The following is a 26,017-nucleotide window of genomic DNA, read 5'->3' as shown; positions in this document are numbered from 1 at the left end:
GTCACTTTTAATCAACAAGATTGGGTCTAAAAAATCTTATCAGTTTCTGTTCCCGCCTTATTATCATCGCTTACGCGCCATTTCCACGGCATTCGCTGATACCAGGATTGTGGCACCGGATGCACAATCGCTCGCAGCGCACGGGCATAATCCATCACTAAACCCGGCGTCCAGGCCATGGTTATTGCTCGTCGTCGAACCTGAGCTGCGATCCACAGTTCAGGCATAAACAAGGTTCGTAACGCTGGCCGCCAGTGTTTCCCCTGTTCGGCCAGTACGCCATCTAATGACGCTTCTAACGCGTATGCTACGCTGCTGGAGCAATTACGTGATGTCAGGTTATAGGTTTTCTGGCGCTGATAAACGTCCCAATAGCGCAAAAGCGCCGGACCGTTGTATTCATGGAATAATATTTTTCTGTCTGATTCACACCAATTGGCCGCTTCGGTGGCGTAATCCGGCTGAAAACTCCCGTCAACGTCGTTATCGCGCGTAGCCTTAAGCAACCGCAAGAACTCGGATGGAGAACGATCGATATCCGCTGCGGGATACAGACTGATGTACACTTTCGGCGATAATTCCAGCGCCGCATGGCCGGTGGAAATCACCCCTTGTGTATCCACCGCCGCAATATAGCGATTGATCACTGGGCGCGGAATGGTTCTGGCACTCGCGGCACCTTCCGGCGTCCAGATATGCACGGTCAGTGGTCCAGTGAAATCCACATGCTCAGGTGGAAGTGCCCTCGGTTTTGCCGCAGACTTTTTGGTCAATCCGGACAGAATATCCGAAGGAGCCAACAGCGCGAATACCGAAGTGCCTTCACTCAACTGGTTGGCGCGCCTTGCCAGCAGTAGGGTATTCACCCCGCTGATAAACATTAGGACACCCAGAAAGAATGACACAGTAGCCTGATAGTGCGTGGGATAAGGGCTAAACATAAACATGGCGAATAGAATCTGACAGCCTCCGCCGGCCATTGCCTGTTTCCAGCGGGGATAACGAACCACCCAGGCGGAAGCAATCACTAACGCACCAATAATGAAATAGGCAAAGCCGAAGATAATCGCCAGCAGCAGATTACTGTAGGTTTTATTCGACAGGATCAGCAGCGCCACGAAACAAAACAACCCGCCTTTAAAATACAGCACTGCTTTTTGTGCGCCTACGCCGCTGGCGGCCACGCTGAGCGTCACCAGACTTTCCAGTAATAGCAGCACGCCAAAGGTCTTTATGGGAAAATACAGCGTACCATCGATACCATCGATAAAAATCCCGATGCCAATTAATCCCCAGACTGCGCCAAGAAAACCAAGAAATCGGGCTTTGGAGCGGACAAAATCAACGCCAAATAACAGCAGGGCGATTTGAATCATAGTAGGCATCTCTGCGGTAAATAACGGTTCATACCTCTATTTCCCTTGTTTGTACGGGCTAATCTAGTTGTACTGGCTAATTTGCCAGTTACCCATCACACGATTACCTTCAGTACCGGTCAGCAGCACACAGCCGCCATCCACGATAGAAAGCCATTCTCCGTTGGCTGTCCGGATGCGCAACGCCAAAGCACCTTGCGGCTCCCGACCTTCTGCCGCCCGCCAATGTTGTTTCAGTTTTTCTCTGTCCTGCGGATGGATGCGCGGCAATACAGCATCAATATGCAGGAAAGCGGTCGATCCTCGCTCACCGAATAGGGCACCAATGTCGCTATCCCACAGGATTTCGCCCGATTCCAGGTTTAGCTGGTACATCACCCCGTCTCCTTCAATACGACCGGTTTCTGGGTTGAAACTGTGTATTGAGTGAGATAATCCACGCAGGAATACCATCAATAAAGCCGTGGCGGTCAGATAACACTGAGTGAGCAGCAAGGGTTCGCCGCTATGAAGCCCTTGTAAGAAGAATGGACCTTGGTGTTGATAGGTATAAAAAATCACAATGGCACCCAATGTCAGCAATGCCAGCGAACCGCCCCGATTACCGGCTATAATCGATAGCACGATAGCGATAGCGATAGGAATGCAGGACAGCGCAAAATACAGCGCGGCGCCGCTGGCCGCGAAATCCTGTAGTTTTCCGGAAAAGATTAGCCAGGTGCTAGCACAAAGGAGTAACCAAACAACGGCTCCCGCCAGCTTTGCCCTTAGCGTGAGTCGAGCGGAACGCACTCTGATATTCAGGAAACCCATAATAATGATGGTCACAAACAGAATGCCGGTCACGTCGGCAATCAGGCTGACCCAGAACAGGCTGAATAGCGGTAAACCTGCCGCCAACGCAATTCCGCCACCGGTTATCAATGCATCCAGCGCGCTGATAATAAGAGTCGCGCTTATCCACAGTAAAATAGCGTGCAAATCGTCATTGGGGCGAGCAAAACGCCGCACTATCCAGGCAATAACCACGCTGGCAGGTAACGACAGGACGGAATAGAACAACGCACTGAGCACATCTTCGCGCCAGTGTTGTTCAAGTAGAACGCTCACCATCGAAAAAATAAAGAACAGCAGCGGCCACGAGCCCCAGCGGACCGCCAAAAAGGCAGCGACAGCCACCCCGGAGGGAAACCACACCAGAGATATTTGAAACGCCGGGGAATCAAACTGTTGCGAAACCACACCCGCAACATAATAGATTAACGCCCAACCAAACAGGGCGCTAGCGTGCCGCCAGAACAGCGTCTTACTTTTTTTCATCGTAATTTCTCACTGAATGATTCTCTCCGGCAGTTTTCAGGAGGCTTAATTATTCCCGCCTCATGTCTATAAACCTAGTCATTGCAAGCCTAGGGGTGATAAACAAAATAGTTATAAAAAACAGTTATAAAAAAATAGCTATAAACCGGATTTTATCTATAGCTCGTGGCTGAAAAGCGGAAATGAGCTCGTGAGCGACGGCTGTCGTATTTGGGGGAATCAAGTTGTTAGAAATGCATATGATTTCAATCATACGATAGAAAAGGTGATGAAAGCACTAATTCATCATTCTTCAACGGGAAAGGGGGGTTATGGCTTCATGCAGAACATTACAGAGCATTTATGCGGCCATGTTCACTATCGCTACTTTGTGAGATATCGTTAATTACCGCGATGATAATTATGTTATAACATAACAAAAACATTCGCCGTAGGAAATGAAGTTTGTTACATTATCACACTCAAATTCTGTGGCCGGGAAGGGATAGCTGACCTTAACGTCCAGATATTGTTGGATATTAAATATGGAGTAGTTAAATGAATCGAACTCATACCCTGTGTTTTTCTCTTGGCCTGTGCGCTTCGTTGTTACATTCAACGGTCAGCGCCCATGATTTATGGACCAATATGCCTCCGGCGAACACCACTACGGCAACGGTAGAAATGGCCTATGGTCACGGATTTCCACATGGGGAAGCGATTCCGGCTCAAAGACTGCATTTCTTTGCCCCGCTAAAATTGACCAACGGCAGTAAGGAATACAGTTTTAACATCGACGGTAAAAACGTCAAATTCCAGCAGGAGAACTTGAAGCCTGGCTCTTATATCGCTCTGTCTACCTATAAGCCAACTATTTGGTCAGTGAAGCGCGTAGGGGAGAAAGACGAATGGCGTCAGGAAGAAGATAAAACCCAATGGCCAGGTAGTTTTTGCACCGATAACACTATGTCCGGTAAAACCATCAGCTTTGTGAAAAATCCCGATGCCAATCCGTTTATTACCCAACCGATGGGATTAAGATTAGAGTTTGTCCCATTACAGAATCCGAATGAACTGTCGATTGGCGACGATTTGGAATTACAACTGCTGTATAACGGTAAACCTTTGGCGAATCACACCTTTGGCGTTATTTTTAATGATGGGGAGGAACGCAGCGACGCCGAGGGACAGGGTCATGAACACCATCATCACGATCACGCCCATGAAAAAAATAATACATTGTCTCATCCCGCCTTGGCGCACACTTACGCCTTTGAAGATGTGGATTTAAAAGGCCAGACGGACAGCAATGGGAAATTAACGCTACCTATTACGGCGAAAGGGCAATGGCTGGTTTCTACCGTAGCGGAAACGCCTCATGAGGATAAGAATCGATGTGATATTCACCTCGATAAAGCCACTTTATCTTATTACGTGGTTAATTAACCAAGCGCGGGTTTGATTTTCACTCTCGGTTTTGCTTCGCTCAGCTGTATGCAGACTGATCATCATGTCAGTCTGCAACGGCCTGTATATTCTGCGTTAGGATTGGTACTGCAAACCGAGAGTTTTTAAGTCATAGCGGGTAATAAAATTAACAAAAAAGGTATCTATTGATAACCGTCCCACATTTCCTGACTGTATTCACATTTATTCTCTATACCATAGATTGCATCGAGGATATTACGAGGGAAACAACCGTTCATGCCGCGAAAGGCGGTATTCGTCATCACTATAATCAACCACATACGCGGTAAATTACCGAATAACAGTGCCCATGCTAACGCCCGAAATCCCACCCGAACCGCCGCTAATACCTATATGCTTAGAAGATGTACAGGCGCTCATACACAACACAAGCACTATGATAATAATTTTCATGTCCAGTTCCACGAGATTTTAGAATCTTACTTTAGCAGTATTATCCGTGGCGGGTATTTAATCAATAAGGCGGAAGGACGGAGGTCAAGCGCTGTTATGGCAAAGTTAGCGAGGCATCTCTGTTAAAGGGAAGGGCTTAATAAACACACCGAGATATGGTGCATGAACTCATTAACAACCATCATATTCTATTTAACATAATATACATTATGCGAACCGAGGTAAAGGTGTGTGAGTTTCCCGATTTTGGCCTTAATCCTTATCCATTGGCTGTTTATTCCTGTTGCTCTTCATTCCAGGCTCATTTTGGGTTTTACTTATCCCAACTAAAACCTGATTCTGAATAATGCACTCATCCTTAGTCAAGCTCGCAAACATTCCTCATTCACAGCTTCATTCTTTTGTTACCTATATCTTTTACTGACCGACATGTATTCCCGCTAACCGATAACTCATTGAATGCTTCGCTCACTCAACTTGCTCCTTCGAGTACTCCAGTTCTTCTGAACCAATTTTAATGTGAACGACCTGACTACCCATTGACCAATGACACTGCGTTAAGATTAATTTTAATCGAGATGCTCACGGGATGTTCATCGATTAATTGTTGGCTATAGCAGCAAACCACTGCCTATTTCCGATCGCGCTACGTGAAATCTGAGAAAAATCATCGGCTATGACCCTGCTGATTTCACGTAGTTGCATCATTTATTTGTGGTATAAATCAAATGGTGGTCGATTATTCAAGCAATCATCGATCACTTTTAATACACCGTCCTCATTATTTGCCGGAGCACGGTATTTCGCCGCTTGTTTTGCCGCCAGCGAGCCGTTTTCCATAGCGAAACTGTAACCTGCGTGTCTTAACATCTCCAGATCGTTACCGCCATCACCCAATGCCATGACTTCATTATCTGCAATACCGTAGATGCCTTGGATTCGCTTGATACCATTAGCCTTATGATTCCCGGGAATTATCAGGTCTACAGAACCATGTCCGCTAGAAACAGTTGTGACAATGTCACCTATTTTTTGTGTTATTTCATCCATCAGCCCGCTTACGTCATCTTGTTCATAACTAAGGGCAAACTTAAAGATAACGTCATCGATCTGCGCATAATCAGAGACTGTGTTGAGATGGTGATAATAGGTACGCATTCCATTAAAGAAATCGGGAGCGCCAGTCTCCAGCATATAAGCGCTCTTTTTACCGCATACCAGAAAATTGATTCCCGATAAGGTACTGATGCATTCCAGCACTTGAGCCACCTGCGCAGAAGGTAGCTTTCCACAGTAAACTTCCTGTTTTTTATCAACGATATATCCGCCATTCTCAGCCACATAAGCTATTTGGTCGTCAATATCATCGAAAAAACTTTTCAACTGATAGTATTGGTTGCCACTGGCTACAACAAATTTAATACCGCGCTGCAATAACTGTTGATACAGTTTTCTGAAACGAGATTTATTATACTGACCTTTGCTGTTTAGAAAGGTGCCATCCATATCAACTGCGATAAGTTTGACGCTCATTGAAACTCCTTGCGGTATAAGATAATCAGGATAAAAGGCACAATTGCCACTCAGTTAAAATCTAATACTGTAATGTATAGGCACCTAAAGTAATAATCAGGAATACGGCCACAACCACAAAAAATGCCACATACAGATCAGAGAGATACGTTATCCAGCCAATTAGCGCCGGGCCACCCAATACGCCGGGGTAACATAAGGTCGTCAGCATGGCCACAGACATATTTACCAGCATAACTTTTTCCAGGTCGTAGCGGCTACATTGGCTCTTTATTGGTTCTTCAACAGGCGGTTAAAATAATAATTTCTTACTTGAATATTATAACTAAGCATCCCATCCATAATGTCATTAATATGAGTCTCTGTCATTTTAGCGAGTTTAAGATGCGAAGATATCAATTTAGTAGAAATAAAATCCTGAACCATCCTGTATCTGATAAATGCTGCGCCAGTATTTTTTTAGTTTCCCCGGCCCATTCATAAATCTATTAAATAAGTAACACACAACTTTCAGATGTCATGTTTAATGATTTTTAAGTTTCACACCAATCAGATGAGCTGAATGACTTTTTGTCATCTCTATATGCTATTGATTCTATTCAATACGACATTGACTTAGTGATATAAAACGGTCGTTGTTCGCACCATAATTTAAAATCAAACTTGCCCGTTCGATTAAATTAAATTAATGTAAATCTCAATCGGTGTTAATGGACGGCAAGATGAATAAAATAATTTTAATCATTCACAAATAACAAGGAGTACTTAAATGGAAAACACTCAATTAATAAATATAGATTATAATTCATTCCGTGCTGTGAAAGGATTCGATAAACGCGTTAGATATTTGATTCTCCACTATACCGTCGTTGATTTCACCGGTTCGATCACCGCATTAACTGGCCCGTTAGTCAGTTCGCATTATTTAATTCCAGATCCTATGGATCCGAGCTATATAGCCGCCGGATTTGACGAGCTGCGTATATTTAATTTGGTAGATGAAAATGATCGGGCCTGGCATGCAGGGGAAAGTCGCTGGCACCAGCGAACCAATCTGAATGACAGTTCGATTGGCATTGAGATTGTTAACCAGGCATCTGATAATAATGGTAATTTTACTTTCCCACCCTATAATGATGAGCAAATTGAAGCCGTAAAAGATTTAGCGCTTAACATCTTACAACGTTATCCGGATATATCTCCCACCCATGTATTGGCTCATTCAGATATTTCCTTGGGGCGTAAAAGTGATCCCGGGGCTGCCTTCCCGTGGTTTGAACTGTATATGTGTGGCGTCGGAGCCTGGTATGATGATGAAACAAAAAATGAATATTTATGCCAGTATAATCACTCCATGCCGGATAAAGATGAAATTCTAAAATTATTTAATATTTATGGTTATGATACCAGTAGTGCTGATACTAACATAGGTTATGAGATTTTAATTCGAGCTTTCCAACTACATTTTCGCCCAGAGTGCTATGACGGTAAAATGGATGAAGAAACGCTCGCAGTCCTTTCCGCCTTAGTTAAAAAGTATTTCCCATCTGAATTATAATGTGAGGTGCTTCATTTTTACACAAGCTGCGATAACAACCAAAAAACATAATATCCCTATATAAATTTATTACTCACAGCACTACAAAGCGAAACTCAGAATTATAAAGTTAAATTAACCATAACTTTAAATAATAGCTTATGCTCGAACTTTTCTGGTGCCATTCATATTGGCACCAGAATTTTATCGTTCCATTATCACTGACCATATGAATGCGTCACGATTAATGTTTACCTGAGATAAGCACAATCGGTAATTTTTAGTGAGACTCTCTTGTAACGCTATAATGTCTTAATCTGCTCGGGATAGAGGCTGTAGCGAATCAAAGAGGAATATAGCTCCCCGGTATTTTCTCTCCCTGTCTGTTAGTTTCCTTTTTGCTTCACCGTGATGAAGTTGCCTCTGGTAAAGTAACCGAAGAAAATGACGCACATCGGTGTATTCGGTCACGATTTAACCATGACCACCCTATTCAGTTCGGATTCTTTCCAAGTAATGGTAATTATATCGTGATAAAAATTATCCGAGTATGCTAATGATATAAAATCAGTTATCGCCCCACTTTATTGGTAAGGAACGGAATATGATCGTTTTTGTCACAGGTGCAACCTCCGGTTTTGGCGAAGCCATTGCCCGTAAATTTGTTAGCCACGGCCATCAGGTTATTGCCAGCGGACGACGTTTAGAAAAACTGGAGCAACTGAAGAACGAATTAGGTGAGGCCCTGCATATTTTGCGGTTGGACGTACGCAATCGCGCCGCCATTCAACAGGCTATTGACGAATTACCTGCATCACTGCGAAATATCGATGTGCTGGTGAATAACGCCGGTTTGGCATTAGGTTTGGAGCCCGCGCACAAAGCCAATGCCGATGATTGGGAAACCATGATCGATACCAATACCAAGGGTTTGGTGAATATGACTCGCGCGTTGCTACCAGAAATGGTCAGCCGTAATATTGGCCACGTGATTAATATTGGCTCGACCGCGGCAAACTGGCCATATGCCGGTGGCAACGTATATGGCGCTACTAAAGCCTTTGTGAAGCAATTCAGCCTAGGGCTGCGTGCGGATTTACACGGAACGCGTATTCGCGTGACCGATATTGAACCCGGATTGGTCGGAGGAACCGAGTTTTCCTCCGTTCGCTTCAAAGGGGATGATGAAAAGGTGAATAAAACCTATGATGGAGCTAACCCATTGATGCCAGGTGATATTGCCGAAGCGGTCTATTGGGTAGCGACTCTGCCCGCTCACGTCAATATTAATACGTTAGAAATGATGCCGGTTAGCCAATCATTCGCTGGGTTGAACATTCATCGAGAATCATAATACGCGGTGTCAGATCGAGCGCAGTGAAGTCACTGCGCTCTATTTTTACTCATTACTTTCACTGATTTCCGCTAATTGACCCGCCAACCAGCCACGATAATCAGCATACCAATCAACGCAATACCTGCACCTAACCAGTCAAACATTGATAGCTTTATACCCTCCACCACTCGCAGCCAGATTAAGGCTGTAGCCACGTAAACCCCGCCGTAGGCGGCATACACTCGCCCACTTGCTGCCGGATGTAGCGTTAATAACCAGACGAACAGGCCTAAACTCGCCGCAGCCGGTAATAGCAGCCAGGCCGGTGCCCCTTTCCTCAACCAGAGGTAAGGCAGGAAACAGCCTATAATCTCCGCGAGTGCGGTGGCAAAAAAAAGTAATGAAGTCTTCAACATAACGACGAGTTTTCTCTCTAAAGGTTAAATGAGTTTGCGGTAGTGGGTACATTGTCACAGAGCAATGATATAGTTTATCTATAGGTTTGTATGCTTAAACAAAATGAGTCGCTTAACTCATCGATAAAGAAGGATTTAATGATGAAAAACAATCGCCTGCGTATCGCATTGCGCGTTCTGTTGCCTGCTGCGGTATTGATGCTGCCTTTATCCTGGTCCTCTATGGCGCAGGCGCAATTAAGTCATTGTTCGCAAGGAAGCACCTGCGTTACCGTTGGCGGCAATAATGCCAATGACCCTTTGGCGAAAGAAGCCGCCCGTCAAAGCAAAGAACAGTGGGATGAAACCCGCCGCCTACGTAATAAGGTTAATACGCGTAAAGAGAAAGATTTCGACAAATACGACGTTGCTGAAGATGCTAAAGATAAATGCTTGAGCAGCTCTAATTTCAATGCCTATTGGGAACCGAATACCCAGCGTTGTTTAGATCGTCAAAGCGGCCATAAGATTAATCCTTAATAGCTAAGAACGGTGCTTTTTACTTGAAGTTCAGGCTGTCTGAACTACTATTAGCGACACTAGCAATTCATCCCAAATAAGGATTTACTGATGAAAAAAACGCTTATTATCGGCACATTGTTACTGGCGGTTGCGCCTTTGGCCGCACAGGCATCTTGCGAAAGCGTGAAAGCGGATATTGCGCAAAAGATTATCAATAACGGTGTACCGGAGTCGGGTTTTACGCTGGAAATCGTACCTAACGATCAGGTTGAAAAAGCCGGCGGCCAAGTTGTTGGGCACTGCGAAAACGATACGCAAAAGATTGTTTATACCCGGATTACCAGCGGCGAATAGTTTCGTTAAGCTATATTCATCAGGGCGCACGGGTTGCGCCCTTTTCTATTTTTACGGTTTCTCAATTTACGTTTTCTCCATTCCAAAATTCCTCGTTGTGATCCGGTCTGAAGCGCACTATTCCTCCGTTCGCCAATAAGGTTCCCTCTTCCTTCGCGCTAAGCTCATTGTTCCGTTTATGGAACACTGTGGCTTAATTTGAGCTACTTATCACTTATTGGAACTTTATCTATACTTTATTACACAGTTGCTCAGCGGAATTAGCCGCTGATTACACGCTGTTGGGTTGGTTTATATCAACCAACGGCCATTCAGGTAGTAAACAATGGAGTGAGAAATGAACAAACCATATGTACGTCTCGATAAAGACAATGCAGCCGTGCTGCTGGTAGATCATCAGGCGGGTTTGTTGTCTCTGGTGCGGGACATCGATCCGGATAAGTTTAAAAATAACGTGTTGGCATTGGCCGATATGGCTAAGTATTTTAACTTACCGACCATTCTGACGACCAGTTTTGAAACCGGTCCTAATGGCCCGCTGGTTCCTGAGCTAAAAGCCCTGTTCCCGGACGCGCCTTATATTGCTCGCCCAGGACAAATTAACGCCTGGGACAACGAAGATTTCGTTAAAGCGATTAAAGCCACCGGTAAAAAACAGCTGATTATCGCCGGTGTGGTAACCGAGGTTTGCGTGGCTTTCCCAGCGCTGTCCGCGTTAGAAGAAGGCTTTGATGTGTTCGTGATTACCGATGCTTCCGGCACCTTCAATCCGTTAACTCGCGATGCCGCATGGGATCGTATGTCTGCCGCCGGTGCTCAGCTGATGACATGGTTTGGCGCAGCCTGCGAATTGCACCGCGACTGGCGCAATGACGTAGAAGGTCTGGGCGCGCTGTTCTCCAACCACATTCCTGATTATCGTAATTTGATGACTAGCTATTTCACGCTGACATCTGAAAAATAACGCTTAATCGCCTTTGCTCCCGCCTTGCGGCCAGCCTCTGGCGGGAGCTTCTAGCTTGTTAAATCTTTCCTTTTTACTTCCATTGTTCTTCTTTAACGAAAACTGCCTGCATTTTTCTCCGTTTTGATCCAAGCTAAATATTCACTAGCCATTCACATCCGGCCAAGTAACAATGGTGGTCTGAATTCAATCAGTTAACTCGCGACACATGAAAAAGCCACTCCATCATCATTTTTATCGCGCCATGTTACGGCGGTTGCTGATTGCAATCATGCTGGGGATGACTTCGGCGGTGATTGTCTGGCTGTTCCACCGCGGCATGTTGGGGTTAGAGTGGCTGCTATTTGCCCGTACCGATGGCAGTTTGGTGGCCGCTGCCTCCTCGATTTCTGGCTGGCGGCGGGCGTTAACACCGGCGCTGGGTGGAGTGGCGGCAGGTGGTGTGCTGTGGTTATTCCAGCGCTATCGCCATCAACGGCCCACAGCCCCTACCGATTATATGGAGGCGATCGAGATTGGCGATGGTCGGCTCGATATCTCTGCCAGTTTGGTTAAGTCTTTCGCTTCTCTCTTGGTGGTATCCAGCGGTAGCGCCATCGGTCGCGAAGGTGCCATGGTGCTGCTGGCGGCGCTGTTTGCATCGGTTTTTGCCCAACGCTATGCCAAAGCTAACGAGTGGAAGCTTTGGGTCGCCTGCGGCGCGGCCGCCGGTATGGCCAGTGCTTATCACGCTCCGCTAGCGGGTAGCCTGTTTATTGCCGAAATTCTGTTTGGCACTTTAATGCTGGCTTCGCTAGGCCCCGTTATTATTGCCGCAGTGACGGCGCTGTTAACAACTAATATACTCTTAGGCGAACAGGCACCGTTATATCAGGTGCAGGCGCTTCCTTCTCCGTTACCGATGCAATATCTGCTGATGGCCACATTGGGTGTGATTGCTGGATTTAGCGGGCCACTATTTTTGAAAGCCATGACCGCCAGCGGTCATGTTTTTCGTTCCCTGAATTTATCCCTTCCGCTTCAGTTGGGGCTGGGAGGAATTATCGTTGGTTTGCTGTCGCTAATATTCCCTGAAGTATGGGGAAATGGTTATAGCGTGGTGCAATCGATGCTGGCCGTACCACCGGGAATATTGCTGATTGGCGGAGTTCTGATCTGTAAATTAATTGCGGTATTAGCCAGTAGCGGTTCTGGTGCGCCTGGAGGGGTGTTTACCCCGACGTTATTTGTCGGGGCAGCCTTGGGGATGTTGATCGGGCAGATTTTCGCCTTATGGCCATCTTTAGGTGAACATGTCGCCCTGCTTATGGCGCTGACCGGCATGGCCACACTGCTGGCAGCCACCACTCATGCGCCGATTATGGCGGCTCTGATGGTGTGTGAAATGACGGGCGAATACACGCTCTTGCCGGGCTTATTATTATCTTGCGTGATCGCAACGGCAATTGCCCGTTGGATAAGACCATTATCGGTTTACCATTCGGGATAAGCCGCCGATTTAGCGGGAAATATAACCGCCAAAATCGGATATAAAATAAAAGAGATATGAGGCAAAAATTATAACTTATTCACTCTTTAATCAGCGGAGATAAATCCAGATATTTAACCAGATCGCGCTGTTCCGGCCGAGGTAAATAAGGCAATTCACCTAATTGTGGCGCAGGTATCTGGTGGCGTAATACATCAATAGTTTCTGCATAGTGCGCTAAACCCGGGTTAATCCTATTAGCGACCCAGCCTAATAAAGGTAACCCATCGTTGATTATTGCCTGAGCAGTTAATATGGCATGATTGATACAGCCTAATTTAATTCCTACCACCAAAATAACCGGTAATTTTTCTTTAACCACCCATTCGGAATAAAAGCGTTGATCGTTCATCAACACGCTCCAGCCGCCACAGCCTTCCACAACTACGCTATCAGCCTGTTGCTCTAACGCGGCTAACCCGGCGCTCATCCGGTCATAGTCGATCAGGGTGTCAGTGCTGGCATGGATCACTTCCTCATGCAGCGGGAAAGGATTCACAGCCGAATAATCTAGCGCAATGGATGATGAAGCCTGCAACACTAAGGCATCTGCGTTACGCAGCCCGTCCGGTGTTTCTTTGCTTTCGGTGGCAACCGGCTTATATCCCGCAGCATTTTTACCGTGCTGACTGAAAGTTTGCAGTAAAGCCCGAGACACCACCGTCTTACCCACGGCGGTATCCGTTCCAGTAACAAATACGCGCGTTAACATAAAGGAATTACTCCGCAATTTTGCCGTTTTAACTCAAAATAGTCCCGCCGAACCTTGGCGAAATTGTCGATGAGCTGAAAAGTCTAGGCGATGATGAAGATAAACAGCTTGCGTTAGCGCAATGTTTTGCCGGACTGGAATGTTTTTTTAGCTAACGAGCGGATGGCGCGAGAGTCATTAGCGGAGAAAAGAGTATTTAATACCTATTAATAATTAACTCTAAGTTATTAGCAGCAGTGGATTAACCCTGTAGCAATTTCACTAATAATGAGCCGTTATATAACGCCTCTTTAACCAATGCTGCTCCGGGCATCGTTCCCCGATTATAAAATCGGGTGGACTCTACCTGAATATTTTCGCTGTAAGCCGGCAATGCCTGCTGGCGAATACAGGATTCAATTGCTGGATGTAAAATAGAAGACGCCAGATTAAGCGGCGAGCCGACTAATATTTTCTCCGGATTAAATAAATTGACCATAATGGCCAGAATCCGACCCACGCTATGACCCACGCCCAGAATAATATCTTTGGCTAACTGATCGCCTGCCATTGCGGCGTGACATAGCGATTCCACCGTAAGTGGAGAACTGTGTAGCAACGAACTCATAGAGACATTGAGCCGCTGTTGGGCGATTTCCAGCATATTTTCAATGCTGGCAACGGTTTCCAGACAACCATGATTACCGCAATAACAGCGCTTACCATAAGGATCAACCTGAGTATGGCCGATTTCGACTACGCTGCGATTACCAGCGTGGAGCACCCTGCCGCCGGTGATCACTCCTGCGCCGACGTTATGGTCAATCACCACTTGAATAACATTCTGGCTGCCCTTGGCGGCACCGTATAAGGCTTCAGCCATAGTCCAGGCACAAATATCATGCTGAAGGAATACCGGCAGACCGGTGCGTTGTTCCAGTTCGGGGCCGAGGCGCATCTCATCCACATCATAAAACGGCATTTTATGCACGATACCGGCAGGTGCATCGATCATGCCGGGCATGGTAATCGCGATAGCGGTCAGACGTTCCAGCTTCTCCTGGTGGCGGATAAAGAATTGGTCTACTTCGTTAAGAATGCGGTTTAGCAAGGGTTCGGGGTGGGAATCTGGCAGTGGGAGTAAATCCTCAACCACCAGTTTACTGCTGAGATCCCGCAGCGCAAGAGTGATGCTGCCGTGGTTGATGCGGCCAGACAAATAGTGCCACGCCTCGGTATCCAACACTAGCCCGATAGCCGGACGCCCACGGCTGCCGACATCCTGAAATTCGGTTTCTTTTACCAGGTGAGCTTCAACCAGTTCCCGCACAATTTTGGTAATACTGGCGGGCGCCAGCTGCGCGCGTTTCGAGAGTTCGATGCGGGAGATTGGGCCAAAATGGTCGATCAGGCGATATACCGCCCCGGCATTGGTCTGCTTGATTTGATCAATATGCCCAGGCTGTCCATCCATAATCACAAAACCGGCTCCTTCTTTGCCACTTACCGAGTATTTTCGCGCTTCTAAATAAATATTAACGGCTATGTTGGGGCTTTTGGTATAAGGCGTCAACTATTTGATTAGTTATGTGATTTACTGCACACATTCCCAGTATATATCACCCTTTAAGGCGTTTATTCAAACAGATTGCGCCACCGTTTCCGGTATCATTAAACGAATCAACGCGTCGGCGGGAGCAGTAACGGGACGATGCCGATGATTGACCAACCACACCTCGGTTGTTGCCTCAGGTTCATCCAGCGGCAGGTATTTCACTCCGTCCACTTTCACCCGCGTAAAGGAGGCTGGCAGGATCGAAACTCCCAGGCCGGAAGACACCAGGCCGACGATGGTCATGGCTTCCCCCACTTCTTGCGTGATGTAAGGCGTGATGCCGCTTCGCGCCAACAAATTCAAGATTTCGTCGTATAGCGCCGTCCCTACCTCACGAGCAAAAAAAACGAAAGGTTCCTGCGCTAGCATATGGAATTTCAGCGTTCCCAATGGCACTGCGGCCAACGGGTGTTCCTCGTGGACTACCGCGACCAAAGGTTCCCGTAGCAGTAAACGATGCTGCAGCGCATCGGGCAAACGTGTATTGCGCATCACGCCCAGATCCAGACGCCCATCAAGCAACGGTTCAATCTGCTGTTTGGTATTGACTTCCTGCATTTTTATATGCACGCATGGATGCAACTGCCTAAATATTCTCAGATTTTTTGATACCACGCTGATAAAGGGGGCGGACGATGTAAAACCGATGGTCAGCTCACCCAACTCACCTCGGTGCAGCCGCCCCGCTTTTTCCGCCGCGCTATTGACCTGCGCCAAAATTTGGTAAGCCTCTTTGAGAAATAGCTCTCCGGCCTGCGTCAGGCTGACGTTACGGTTATTCCGAGCTAACAACCGGGCGCCTATTTGCTCTTCCAAAATCTGAATCTGCTGGCTTAACGGCGGTTGCGAAATCCGAAGTCGCTCCGCCGCCCGTCCGAAGTGCAGTTCTTCAGCGACCGCAATAAAATAGCGTAAGTGTCTGAGTTCGATTGGCATGAAAATCCATTAATAGGTTAAACGTCTTATTCCCAATTATTAATATATTAGACAAAAAACTGCGCTATTCCTATGATCACTGTGTTCCCCCTTTCTATGGGGCAAACAGCCTGTTTTAGTGTGGTTTTTTGGATAAGGAATGAAAGTGAACACCTCTTTGCGCTCTGCGAATTCTGTAGCGCCGACACCGGTAGCTAATGATAATACTGCCTCTGCCCGCCACACCTCGACTTTACCGATTAATAAACGTCCTTATATCCAACGCGGCACACCGCAGTTTATTCGCGTCACGCTGGCTTTTTTCTCCGCCGGACTGGCGACATTCGCCTTACTGTATTGTGTGCAACCTATTTTGCCTTTGCTGTCGCAAGATTTTGGTATCTCCCCCGCCAGTAGCAGCTTGTCTTTATCCACTGCCACCGGAATGCTGGCGGTAGGATTGATGTTTACCGGCCCGCTTTCCGACGCGATTGGCCGCAAACCGGTCATGGTGGTGTCATTGATGCTGGCAGCGATCTGCACCCTGGTATGTGCCTTGATGACCAGCTGGCACGGCATATTATTAATGCGCGCATTAATTGGTTTATCCCTCAGCGGCGTGGCGGCGGTTGCCATGACCTACTTAAGCGAAGAGATTCATCCCAGTTTTGTCGCGCTGTCGATGGGGTTGTATATCAGCGGTAACTCGATTGGGGGAATGAGCGGACGCCTGATTGCCGGCGTATTAAGCGATTTCTTTTCCTGGCGGGTAGCGCTGGCGGTGATTGGGCTGTTTGCGTTGGCCGCCGCTTTCATGTTCTGGCGTATTTTGCCACCTTCCCGACACTTTCGTGCCACTTCGCTACGCCCCAGAACGCTGGCGATTAACTTCAAACTGCACTGGCGCGATTCCGGTCTGCCGCTGCTGTTTGCCGAGGGTTTCCTGATCATGGGCAGTTTCGTCACCTTGTTTAACTACATCGGCTATCGCCTATTGGGGGAACCCTATGGGATGAGTCAGGCGCTGGTAGGCCTGCTGTCCGTTGTTTATCTCACTGGTTCCTACAGTTCCCCTAAAGCCGGCGCCCTGACCACGCGTTTGGGACGTGGGCCAGTATTGCTCTGGTCAATTGGCCTGATGCTGGGTGGCGTGCTGATTACTGCATTTTCATCGGTTATCGCCATATTGATTGGGATGATGATATTTACCGCCGGTTTCTTTGCAGCACACTCGGTTGCCAGCAGTTGGATTGGCCGCCGCGCCAGACGCGCCAAAGCGCAGGCTTCTTCTTTGTATTTATTCTGCTATTACGCCGGTTCCAGCGTCGCGGGCACCTTGGGAGGCATATTCTGGCTGAATTTGGGCTGGTACGGCGTTACCGGGTTTATCGCGCTGCTGTTGCTTATTGCGTTGGCCGTCGGCCAACGTTTACGTGTGTTACCTGAAGCTGCGCGTATTTAACTGTTGAATATTTATCTTCGTGGCTCTGGGCGTTAACCAGAGCCTGCTTACCCAGATTCACATCTAAGGGATTATTTTCTAGGGAATAAATAATCAACATCAGTTCGATCAAAAAATAGCGAGCATCCAGAAATACCGATAAGCCGTTCATATCGAAAAGTCAGACATATTCGCCCGATAGTCCCCCACGTATTCTGCTACACTAATCGGCCAGCATAAAGCTAACCTTATGAAAAAATTAATATAACCGTTTAGTAAAATCATAATTCTGCCCACGGCCCCTCTTCGTTCTGTATGAAGAATTTAGCTCTGTCCTTGATGTTTTTGCACTTTTGTTTGAATGCGCACTGTTGTTTGCAAGAAGCTTAATGTATGTTGTAACTAAAGCGTGTTTTTAACGAGATAACTCTATGGATAAGTACGATTTGATTTTGAGAATGAATACCAGTTTTAACCAACTGGAATTATCATTGGCGTCGCTCCACCAGCAGCTGGCAGAGTTTCCATTATTGGCCGCCCAAGTCTTCACCCTGCCCGATATCGAAAAAGGCTTGGAGCATGAAGAGATTGAACAGATTAACGTCACGCCAGTAGTCGGAGAAGAAGCCCGCGAATTGGGTTTACAGCACTTCCGTCGCCTGTTTATTCATCATAATAAGCAAAATGTCAGCAGCAAAGCGGCCGTTCGCCTCCCCGGCGTACTGTGTTTCGCATTGAATAAGACAGAATATCGGGACTGCATCACCCTGATTGAACATATTAATCAATTGAAACACCAGTTAGAGCAGATTATCACCGTTGAGTCCGGCCTGCCCAGCGAGCAACGCTTTGAATTCGTTCACACTCACCTGCACGGCCTGATTACGCTAAATACTTACCGCACCCTCACCCCATTGATTAATCCAAGTTCAGTGCGATTCGGCTGGGCAAATAAGAATATAATTAAAAATATAACCAAAGAAGATTTGCTGGCGCAGCTAAATAAGAGCCTGAATGCCGGTCGCGCCGTGCCGCCCTTTACCAAAGAAGAATGGGCCGAATGGGTAAGTCAAGAAATTGCCGACGTGCAAAGATTACCCGAAACTGCAAAATTGAAAATTAAACGCCCTGTCAAGGTTCAGCCCATTGCCCGTGTCTGGTATCAGGAACAGCAAAAACAGGTGCAGCATCCCTGCCCTATGCCGTTAATTGCTTTATGCCAAAAAGAGTTAGGTGCCGGTATGCCTAAAATTGGAGAGCTACCCAATTACGATGCCACACAGATTAAACACAAACATAAACCGCAGGCTAAACCGTTGCGGTTGTTAATTCCACGACTGCATCTTTATACAGATATCGAATGACTCAGCGGATTTTCCGCTTATAAAAAACAATGGGTTATTTTCCCATTATCCAAAAACAGCCGTAACTTAAATCATTTAGTTACGCGCAATGATGCGATGAAAAAAATATCGCTTACTCTCTGGCAGTCTTATTGTTTATTGCTATGATTAATACTCATCACAAAGAATATAGATAATTAATTGTGTGATAAAAATGATTTTAGTTTGATTCTTAAAGATAAAATAGTTAAAGATAAAATAGTAGCAGGCTAACCAATCCAGTCTGTCACACGATATTTTAAATATTCGCAAGAAACAATATAGCCGATTGAATAATCACATAAGAAACAAATTAACACAATGTTCACTCTTAATTTATTTAAGCAGCTAAATCTTTCGTGTTTTTTTATTTTTATAACCAGAATCAGGCATATTTATAATTCCGGGTTAATAGAGCTCGATATTTTTTATATTTTCACAGCGTTTCACAGCGCAATGCCATAATCCTAATAGAATTGGAAGGTATACTATGCCATTAACTAAGACAAATACTCAAAATCCTATTCGCGGAATTGTTAACCCTACCTCCGCACAACGAAAAGATTGTCAGGCAGTTATCCTTATGCTTGATTATGCCGACCTTGGCCGTGGCCCTGGGACTTTACATACTGTGGGCAGTGCCCGTCTCGACATGCAAGGAAGGACGGCGGCAGGAGATGCCAATATTCAAGTTCAAATAGGAACCGGCACGGTGGCTGCTGCCATGATCGCGCATTCAGTTCAAACGATCACCGATCCTATCAATCAAAAAGGCGCAGTGAATGCCTCCGTTTCCGTATTGAACCAAAGTATGGATAGCGGGACTATTTGGAATTTGACCGGAACCCTGCCTTAAACCAACCGCGGTCATCTAAAACTGAAAAGCGTCAGCTTTCCCACCGCCAACGCTTTTATCATTACTTCTTATATCCTTAGCTTAAGGAAGAGCTAATCCTTCATACTTCCTACCATCTCTTCTGGCCTTACCCATTCATCGAATTGTTGATCCGTCAGATACCCCAGTTTCAACGCCGCCGCTTTAAGGGTCAGCCCCTCTTTATGCGCCTTCTTGGCAATCTCGGCCGCTTTGTCGTAGCCGATATGGGTATTCAGCGCCGTAACCAACATGAGTGATTCATTCAGAAGTTGAGTAATACGATCCCGATTCGGTTCGATACCGACGGCACAATGCTCATTAAAGCCACGCATACCGTCAGCCAGCAAACGAATTGACTGTAGATAGTTATGAATAACCATTGGTCGGAACACATTCAGCTCAAAGTTACCGGACGCGCCACCAATATTCACTGCAACATCATTCCCCATCACCTGAGCACACAGCATAGTCATGGCTTCACATTGGGTCGGATTCACCTTACCCGGCATGATAGAGCTGCCGGGTTCGTTTTCCGGAATAGCAATTTCGCCAATACCACAACGAGGTCCGGAAGAAAGCCAACGCACATCATTGGCAATTTTCATCAGAGAGGCCGCCAGACCTTTCAGCGCACCGTGTCCATGAACCAGTGCGTCACAGGTCGCCAGCGCTTCGAACTTATTCGGCGCGGTGACAAAAGGTTGTTGGGTCAGATTTGCCAGCTCCTGAGCCACACGCACTGCATATTCCGGATGGGTGTTCAAGCCAGTCCCTACCGCCGTTCCCCCTAGCGCCAGTTCACAGATATGGGGAATCGAGGCTTCGATATGATGCAGACTGTAGTTTAGCATCGCCGCCCAACCGGAAATTTCCTGCCCCAATGTGAGAGGCGTGGCGTCTTGTAGATGGGTGCGACCAATCTTTACGATGCTTTTATAAGCTTCGGCCTTATCCGCTAGCGTTTTTTGTAATACTTTCAGCTCCGGTAACAGATGTTCACGCAGCGAAAGTACCGCCGCGACATGCATCGCCGTCGGGAAGACATCATTGGAACTTTGGCTTTTATTCACATCATCATTAGGATGAACCAGTCGCGCATTCCCCCTGGCTCCACCCAAAATTTCGCTAGCACGATTAGCCAACACTTCATTCATATTCATATTGGTCTGAGTGCCAGAACCGGTTTGCCAAATGGAGAGAGGGAATTCATCAGGGTGCTTATCCGCCAGAACTTCATCGGCGGCCTGAATAATGGCGACGCCCCGCTCTTCAGCCAGCAGTCCTAAATCCATATTCACTTTAGCGGCAGCGCGTTTGGTCAGCGCCAACGCATGGATAAGCGCGGTCGGCATTTTCTCCTGGGAGATACGGAAATGCTCCAGTGAACGCTGCGTTTGTGCCCCCCACAGGTGGTCGGCGGGTACTTCTATTGGCCCCATTGAGTCTTTTTCAATGCGAGTGGCTGCCATGACTCTCTCCTTAGCACAGATAGCGGAATAAGTAGGTATCGAACATCAGCAATAATAGTTGCTGATGATAATGATTATCATGCCATAACAATCATTCTGATTATGCGACCGGGACGCCTTTATTGTAGGTTTGGGAGATAACTTTTATGTTGATTTTTTGTAAACGGCCGATTTTCCGCTCACCGCCTATTGCCTATTGCCCACCAGCAGTTTGGCGGTAATACGCTGGGGTTCATGAATCTATATTTTCTTTAACAAGTTTCATTGCCAAAGTATCTATCCAAGTTATCGATTGTTGGGAAACCTTCTTTTTATACCGCAGTTTTTAGCCGCTAAAACGACCAAAATATCAGCGCCAAGAACACAGATGACTTCCCATCCTTGCTATCCTTCCCAATGGGATCGTCGCGCAAATTTACGGCAAAAAGCATAATTCCCGGTGTGCAATCCTTGCAACCCATCTAACCTCATTGTTTACTAGCTTATATTTTTAATCTGGCCTGAATTCCTTTCAGCCGCTGAGACAGCAGACCTCAATCATGCAAAAGATGATCAATGCAGTACAAAACTACGCTTGGGGCAGTACCGACGCCCTGACCCGTCTTTATGGCATTCCTAATCCGCAACATATCCCGATGGCGGAATTGTGGATGGGCGCGCATCCTAAAAGCAGTTCAAAAATAGTCGATGCTCAGGGGCAGCCACAATCACTGCGCCAGCTTATCGACAGCGACCCGTCGGGCCATTTAGGGGATGCAGTCGCTAAACGTTTTGGCGAGCTACCTTTCCTGTTCAAAGTACTCTGTGCGGCTCAGCCACTGTCTATTCAGGTTCATCCTAGTAAACAGGCGGCGGAAATCGGTTATGCCCGTGAAAATGCCGCCGGTATTCCTTTAGACGCCGCCGAGCGTAATTACAAAGATGCCAACCATAAACCGGAGCTGGTTTATGCACTGACGCCCTTCCACGCTATGAATGGTTTCCGCACGCCAGAGCAGTTAGTTGGGCTATTGCAGCCAGTGTCTGCGGCGCATCCGGATATCGGCGCCTTCCTGCTTCAGCCGGATGCCGAACATCTGGCGCTGCTGTTTGCCAGCCTGTTAAGTATGGAAGGCGAGCAAAAAGCGTTAGCGCTGGGCGTATTGAAATCCGCGTTGAATAATCAGCGAGGCGAACCGTGGGATACTATTCGTCACATTGCGCAAATCTACCCTGAGGATAGCGGCTTGTTCTCCCCCCTACTGCTGAACGTTATTACTCTACAGCCGGGTGAAGCCATGTTCCTGTATGCAGAAACGCCGCACGCCTATCTGGACGGCGTGGGTCTGGAAGTGATGGCTAACTCGGATAACGTACTACGCGCCGGGTTAACGCCGAAATTCATCGATATTCCCGAGTTAGTTGCTAACGTGAAATTTGTTCCCAAGCCTGAGTCGGAGTTACTGACCGCGCCGAAGGAACAGGGTAACGCGCTGATCTTCCCGATCCCTGTGGATGATTTTGCCTTTGCCATTCATCGCCTGACGGACGAGTCGGAAAACATCGAGCAGAACAGCGCGGCGATTATCTTTTGTATCGACGGACAGAGTATTGTGCAAAAAGACTCACAGCAGATTGTGCTACAACCTGGGGAATCCTGCTTTGTTTCCGCCAATGAATCCCCTATTAACCTCCGCGGTTCTGGTCATATTGCGCGGGTTTACAACATTATTTAACTAATTGGTGTTACAAATCTTTCTTATTTGTTGCCAATCAGTAGCTATTGCATTCACAATAACGCGCTTATGGGCGTTATTGTGCCTACAACCGCGTTCAACGTATTGAATTTGCTGAATTAGAAAAGGATGAACAGAACCATGAAAAAATCGTTAGTGGCTGTCAGCGTTATTGTCGTTCTCGGCGCTGCATGGACAGGTGCCTCTTGGTACACCGGCAAATTGATGGAACAGCGGATGAGTGAAATCGTCGATAACGCCAATTCACAAATTAAACGACTGGCGCCACAGGCCGGTCTGAAACTGGCTTATACCGATTACCACCGCGGAACCTTCAGCAGTAAAGTCCGTTATATCCTGCAACCAGACGGGACTATCACCGGCGAAAATGCAGTGATGAAGCCAGGTGAAGAGATCGCCTTTATCGAAACTATCGATCACGGTCCTTTCCCAATGGCTCAATTGAAGAAATTCAACCTGATCCCTAGCATGGCGTCGGTTCACTCCGAACTGGAAAACACGGCTGCGGTTAAAGCTTTGTTTGATATCACCAAAGGCAAATCACCGTTTACCGCTGATTCACGCATTGGTTATAACGGTAGCACCGATTCTGCGATCAAACTGATCCCTATCACCTACGAGAAAGACGGCCTGAACCTGAACTTCTCCGGTGCCAGCCTTGACGCTGCTTTCTCTAAAGATATGCGTGACGTTAAACTGAACGGCGAAAGCGATAGCATCGTGCTGTTCAAGAAAAACGAAATGGATCAGGTAGAAACCTTTACTGTTAAAGGCCTTAGCCTGAAGAACGACAGCAAAACCGGTAAGTTTGATCTCAGCATCGGCGACCAGAATCTGTCGATCAAACAGGTTCTGTTGAGCGTGGAAGGCAAAGAAGCGCTGGTTCTTGATGGCTTTACGCTAACTTCGCAGATGGGCGAGTCGGACAAAAACCTGAACGGTAAGCTGAGCTACACGCTGGATTCCCTGAAAATTCAGGGTAATGACTTTGGTTCCGGTAAGCTGAACTTTACCTTTGCCGGTCTGGACGGCGAAGCAGTGAAGAACTTCGCTACCTCCTACAACCAAATCGCTATGCAGGGTCTGCAAACCGGTAACATCGATCCTGAAACTTACCAGTTGCAGATGACCGAGCTGGTTCTGACCAAGCTGCCAAGCCTGCTGAAAGGCGATCCTAGCTTCAGCATCTCTCCGCTGAGCTGGAAAAACGGCAAAGGCGAAAGCGCCCTGAAACTGGACGTCGTGCTGGCCGATCCAAGCAAAGTGACAACGCCAATCACCAGCCAGGAAGAAATCCTGACTCGTGCTATCAAGAAAATCGACGCTAATCTGACCATCCCAATGCCAATGGCGACCGAGTTCACGACTCAGGCTGCACGTTTGCAGGGTTACAGCGCTGAAGAAGCCGCTAAAATGGCCGTTCAGCAGGTTCAGGGCGTTGCCGCGATGGGCCAGATGTTCAAACTGACCACGACCAAAGATGACGTTATCAGTAGCAGCTTCAGCTTCGCCGATAACAAAATCGATCTGAACGGTCAGAAAATGACGCTGCAGGAATTTGCCGGTCTGTTCGGTATGTTTGGCGGTATGCCGCAGGAAGAAGAAGCCCCTGCTGCTGAAGCCCCTGCCGCAGAGTAATATCGATTCGGAACAAGAAGTCGCTTATCCTCAGGTAAACGCTGATTGGGCCAAGATCGAAACATAATGATTAATGCCAGCCCCTGCTACAGGGCTGGCATTTTTTATGGCCACGTTCCTGATTATCGATAGATGTAGATGAGTAAGCGTGGGTTTAGCTGCGCCCGAGGTAAAATGACAGCAATATCAGTACGGCGAAGATAACTCTCTATCCGACAGGATTAATTCTCCGGATTAACCGATGCCATTTTTGCGGCAATATAAGCTTTTATATTAGGCCACGGACGCTGGGAAGTTCCTCCGTAAAGATCGCTAAAGGCCTCAGCAAATGCTTCTTCCGCGCCGCCGTCGCTACCGCCTTGCCAATAATAATAATTGCTATCGGTTTGGGAGGTTGACCCCAGCTCCGTCTGCCATATATCGCGGAAACTTTGACGGCAGCTCAAACTATCGCCAACCTCACCAAGACCTTTATCTCCCATATTTGCCTTTTCACCAAAGCTGCGATCAATGGCATGCGCGTATTCATGCAAAACCAGATTGGCAGAACCATGCTCCGTCGCTAATTTCCAGCTGCCATTGGCGAGTTGCGTTAATGCCACCACGGTTTCATCGGCATGAAACTCATTTTCTGCCCCTTTACCCAAAGCCCCAACTCCGGGGACTGAATCCCAGGTTTTGCCATTGGTCCAACCACGCGGCGTTTGACCTTTCAGCGCGTTCATTCGTGGGTGATTGGTTATATTATCGTTGGTCAATGTTATAAACTGCCCCAAAGAGTCCGCAGTCTTTAATATATTCAGCGGCAGTTTTTGCAATTCATCCGTAACCGGAGCTGGGTCGATGTTCATATTTGGCGGTGTGGTGCTGGAATAAAGCAAACCGGTGATGATGTGTTCTTTCTGACTTTGTTCTATTAACCGACGATGATTGGCCTCACTCACTTTGGCGGCTATTTTACTGGCTTCCACTGCCGCGGCAGCCTTTTCCTGTTCTATGAATTTTAATCTGTTTAGCGTCACTTTCATCCGCATCAAATCGGATAACTCTTCACTGACTTCATTACGGCGTTTATCTACGACGGCGAGATATCTGACATCGTTTATCTTTGCTATGATGCTATTTATTCTGTTGATTTTATTTATATTTTTTGTGCTGCTCGACGTACTGGTCAAACATGTCATTACTACATTTGAAACCTTCAGCAGATTCGTTTTTTCCAGCGTTTTTAATTCTTTAGTCGCCAAATTTAAATTTAAATAGCGGCGCAACGTTGGAGAACTAATAATTGGCATATCCCCTCCTTGATTTAATAAAAATCGAAAAATGCATCCGGCACTTTTTTGTAAAACGGATTGGAACTATAGATTTAAATAATAATACATGCAGATTCATTAGAACTGTTAATGCTAAATTTTACTTTCAAAAATGAACCAAATATCTAAATCATCAGTAGGCAGTCAGAATTGAGACAGGGATCGGTGTCCCTGTTTGATCGGACGATTATCGTCGACTATTGAATAGGATT

The 26,017-nt window shown here is 46.8% G+C and carries 21 protein-coding genes and 1 pseudogene; 12 read left to right on the top strand and 10 right to left on the bottom strand.

The window, feature by feature from the left end; genetic code table 11:
• Positions 1 to 26: 26 nt before the first annotated feature.
• Together ACQ4OC_RS03525 and ACQ4OC_RS03520 are read right to left on the bottom strand one after the other, a co-directional pair.
• On the bottom strand, positions 27 to 1,376 hold the full coding sequence (locus ACQ4OC_RS03525) for a hypothetical protein (RefSeq protein ID WP_064518263.1): 1,350 nt from the start codon (positions 1,374 to 1,376) through the stop codon (positions 27 to 29).
• Positions 1,377 to 1,439: 63 nt separating this feature from the next.
• The gene (locus ACQ4OC_RS03520) at positions 1,440 to 2,696 is read right to left on the bottom strand and encodes an MASE1 domain-containing protein (RefSeq protein ID WP_064513770.1); all 1,257 of its coding nucleotides are present in this window, start codon (positions 2,694 to 2,696) and stop codon (positions 1,440 to 1,442) included.
• 537 nt (positions 2,697 to 3,233) lie between these two features.
• Here ACQ4OC_RS03520 and ACQ4OC_RS03515 point away from each other — a divergent pair.
• Positions 3,234 to 4,121, top strand: coding sequence for a DUF4198 domain-containing protein (locus ACQ4OC_RS03515; protein WP_064513768.1), 888 nt, complete (start codon positions 3,234 to 3,236; stop codon positions 4,119 to 4,121).
• A 1,143-nt stretch (positions 4,122 to 5,264) separates the two neighbouring features.
• Here the strand turns inward: ACQ4OC_RS03515 and ACQ4OC_RS03510 are convergent.
• Together ACQ4OC_RS03510 and ACQ4OC_RS03505 are read right to left on the bottom strand one after the other, a co-directional pair.
• Positions 5,265 to 6,089, bottom strand: a complete 825-nt coding sequence (locus ACQ4OC_RS03510) for a Cof-type HAD-IIB family hydrolase (RefSeq protein ID WP_064513765.1) — start codon at positions 6,087 to 6,089, stop codon at positions 5,265 to 5,267.
• 61 nt (positions 6,090 to 6,150) lie between these two features.
• Positions 6,151 to 6,333, bottom strand: a pseudogene (locus tag ACQ4OC_RS03505) (MFS transporter); the annotation flags it as partial.
• A gap of 525 nt (positions 6,334 to 6,858) precedes the next feature.
• Here ACQ4OC_RS03505 and ACQ4OC_RS03500 point away from each other — a divergent pair.
• Together ACQ4OC_RS03500 and ydfG are read left to right on the top strand one after the other, a co-directional pair.
• On the top strand, positions 6,859 to 7,647 hold the full coding sequence (locus tag ACQ4OC_RS03500) for an N-acetylmuramoyl-L-alanine amidase (RefSeq protein WP_064513764.1): 789 nt from the start codon (positions 6,859 to 6,861) through the stop codon (positions 7,645 to 7,647).
• A 583-nt stretch (positions 7,648 to 8,230) separates the two neighbouring features.
• Entirely contained in the window at positions 8,231 to 8,980 is a 750-nt protein-coding gene (gene ydfG, locus ACQ4OC_RS03495) for a bifunctional NADP-dependent 3-hydroxy acid dehydrogenase/3-hydroxypropionate dehydrogenase YdfG (RefSeq protein ID WP_064513761.1), read from the top strand.
• 71 nt (positions 8,981 to 9,051) lie between these two features.
• Here the strand turns inward: ydfG and ACQ4OC_RS03490 are convergent, their stop codons facing one another.
• Positions 9,052 to 9,378: a YnfA family protein gene (locus ACQ4OC_RS03490; protein ID WP_064513759.1), complete on the bottom strand. Its 327-nt coding sequence runs from the start codon at positions 9,376 to 9,378 to the stop codon at positions 9,052 to 9,054.
• A 141-nt stretch (positions 9,379 to 9,519) separates the two neighbouring features.
• On the opposite strand from ACQ4OC_RS03490, the gene ACQ4OC_RS03485 reads away from it, so the two are divergent.
• The 4 genes from ACQ4OC_RS03485 to clcB all read left to right on the top strand — a co-directional run bounded on the left by ACQ4OC_RS03485 (position 9,520) and on the right by clcB (position 12,686).
• Positions 9,520 to 9,897, top strand: coding sequence for a DUF1283 family protein (locus tag ACQ4OC_RS03485; RefSeq protein ID WP_064513753.1), 378 nt, complete (start codon positions 9,520 to 9,522; stop codon positions 9,895 to 9,897).
• 90 nt (positions 9,898 to 9,987) lie between these two features.
• On the top strand, positions 9,988 to 10,233 hold the full coding sequence (locus ACQ4OC_RS03480; protein ID WP_064513750.1) for a DUF1161 domain-containing protein: 246 nt from the start codon (positions 9,988 to 9,990) through the stop codon (positions 10,231 to 10,233).
• Between the two features lie 337 nt (positions 10,234 to 10,570).
• The gene (gene ycaC / locus ACQ4OC_RS03475; protein ID WP_064513748.1) at positions 10,571 to 11,197 is read left to right on the top strand and encodes an isochorismate family cysteine hydrolase YcaC; all 627 of its coding nucleotides are present in this window, start codon (positions 10,571 to 10,573) and stop codon (positions 11,195 to 11,197) included.
• Positions 11,198 to 11,405: 208 nt separating this feature from the next.
• On the top strand, positions 11,406 to 12,686 hold the full coding sequence (gene clcB / locus ACQ4OC_RS03470; protein ID WP_064513747.1) for a voltage-gated ClC-type chloride channel ClcB: 1,281 nt from the start codon (positions 11,406 to 11,408) through the stop codon (positions 12,684 to 12,686).
• 79 nt (positions 12,687 to 12,765) lie between these two features.
• On the opposite strand, the gene bioD is transcribed toward clcB, so the two are convergent.
• The 3 genes from bioD to ACQ4OC_RS03455 form a co-directional block, all read right to left on the bottom strand.
• Positions 12,766 to 13,437, bottom strand: coding sequence for a dethiobiotin synthase (bioD, locus tag ACQ4OC_RS03465; RefSeq protein ID WP_064513745.1), 672 nt, complete (start codon positions 13,435 to 13,437; stop codon positions 12,766 to 12,768).
• 241 nt (positions 13,438 to 13,678) lie between these two features.
• Positions 13,679 to 14,896 (bottom strand): sugar metabolism global transcriptional regulator Mlc, encoded by a 1,218-nt coding sequence (gene mlc / locus ACQ4OC_RS03460; RefSeq protein ID WP_064513743.1) that lies wholly within the window; start codon positions 14,894 to 14,896, stop codon positions 13,679 to 13,681.
• Positions 14,897 to 15,055: 159 nt separating this feature from the next.
• Positions 15,056 to 15,967 carry a LysR family transcriptional regulator gene (locus tag ACQ4OC_RS03455; RefSeq protein WP_064513741.1) on the bottom strand — a complete coding sequence of 304 codons (912 nt, stop codon included), beginning with the start codon at positions 15,965 to 15,967 and terminating at the stop codon, positions 15,056 to 15,058.
• Positions 15,968 to 16,112: 145 nt separating this feature from the next.
• Here ACQ4OC_RS03455 and ACQ4OC_RS03450 point away from each other — a divergent pair, with 145 nt between their 5' ends.
• The 3 genes from ACQ4OC_RS03450 (at position 16,113) to ACQ4OC_RS03440 (ending at position 19,625) form a co-directional block, all read left to right on the top strand.
• Positions 16,113 to 17,408, top strand: a complete 1,296-nt coding sequence (locus ACQ4OC_RS03450; RefSeq protein WP_064518261.1) for an MFS transporter — start codon at positions 16,113 to 16,115, stop codon at positions 17,406 to 17,408.
• A gap of 410 nt (positions 17,409 to 17,818) precedes the next feature.
• Positions 17,819 to 18,751 carry a DNA replication terminus site-binding protein gene (gene tus, locus ACQ4OC_RS03445; RefSeq protein ID WP_064513739.1) on the top strand — a complete coding sequence of 311 codons (933 nt, stop codon included), beginning with the start codon at positions 17,819 to 17,821 and terminating at the stop codon, positions 18,749 to 18,751.
• A 508-nt stretch (positions 18,752 to 19,259) separates the two neighbouring features.
• Positions 19,260 to 19,625: a hypothetical protein gene (locus ACQ4OC_RS03440; protein ID WP_064513738.1), complete on the top strand. Its 366-nt coding sequence runs from the start codon at positions 19,260 to 19,262 to the stop codon at positions 19,623 to 19,625.
• A gap of 92 nt (positions 19,626 to 19,717) precedes the next feature.
• On the opposite strand, the gene fumC is transcribed toward ACQ4OC_RS03440, so the two are convergent.
• Complete coding sequence (gene fumC / locus ACQ4OC_RS03435; RefSeq protein WP_064513736.1) at positions 19,718 to 21,115, bottom strand: class II fumarate hydratase; 1,398 nt, start codon at positions 21,113 to 21,115, stop codon at positions 19,718 to 19,720.
• 539 nt (positions 21,116 to 21,654) lie between these two features.
• On the opposite strand from fumC, the gene manA reads away from it, so the two are divergent.
• Both manA and ACQ4OC_RS03425 read left to right on the top strand, forming a co-directional pair.
• On the top strand, positions 21,655 to 22,830 hold the full coding sequence (gene manA / locus ACQ4OC_RS03430) for a mannose-6-phosphate isomerase (RefSeq protein ID WP_064513734.1): 1,176 nt from the start codon (positions 21,655 to 21,657) through the stop codon (positions 22,828 to 22,830).
• 141 nt (positions 22,831 to 22,971) lie between these two features.
• Positions 22,972 to 24,489 carry a YdgA family protein gene (locus ACQ4OC_RS03425; RefSeq protein ID WP_064513730.1) on the top strand — a complete coding sequence of 506 codons (1,518 nt, stop codon included), beginning with the start codon at positions 22,972 to 22,974 and terminating at the stop codon, positions 24,487 to 24,489.
• A gap of 221 nt (positions 24,490 to 24,710) precedes the next feature.
• Here the strand turns inward: ACQ4OC_RS03425 and ACQ4OC_RS03420 are convergent, their stop codons facing one another.
• Positions 24,711 to 25,784 (bottom strand): anthrax toxin lethal factor-related metalloendopeptidase, encoded by a 1,074-nt coding sequence (locus tag ACQ4OC_RS03420; RefSeq protein ID WP_430970932.1) that lies wholly within the window; start codon positions 25,782 to 25,784, stop codon positions 24,711 to 24,713.
• Positions 25,785 to 26,017: the final 233 nt, after the last annotated feature.

Source organism: Yersinia sp. J1, from assembly GCF_050586585.1.
Classification (GTDB): domain Bacteria; phylum Pseudomonadota; class Gammaproteobacteria; order Enterobacterales; family Enterobacteriaceae; genus Yersinia; species Yersinia entomophaga.
The sequence above is the reverse complement of the archived record's forward strand: the minus strand, read 5'-3'. Positions and strand labels throughout refer to the sequence as shown.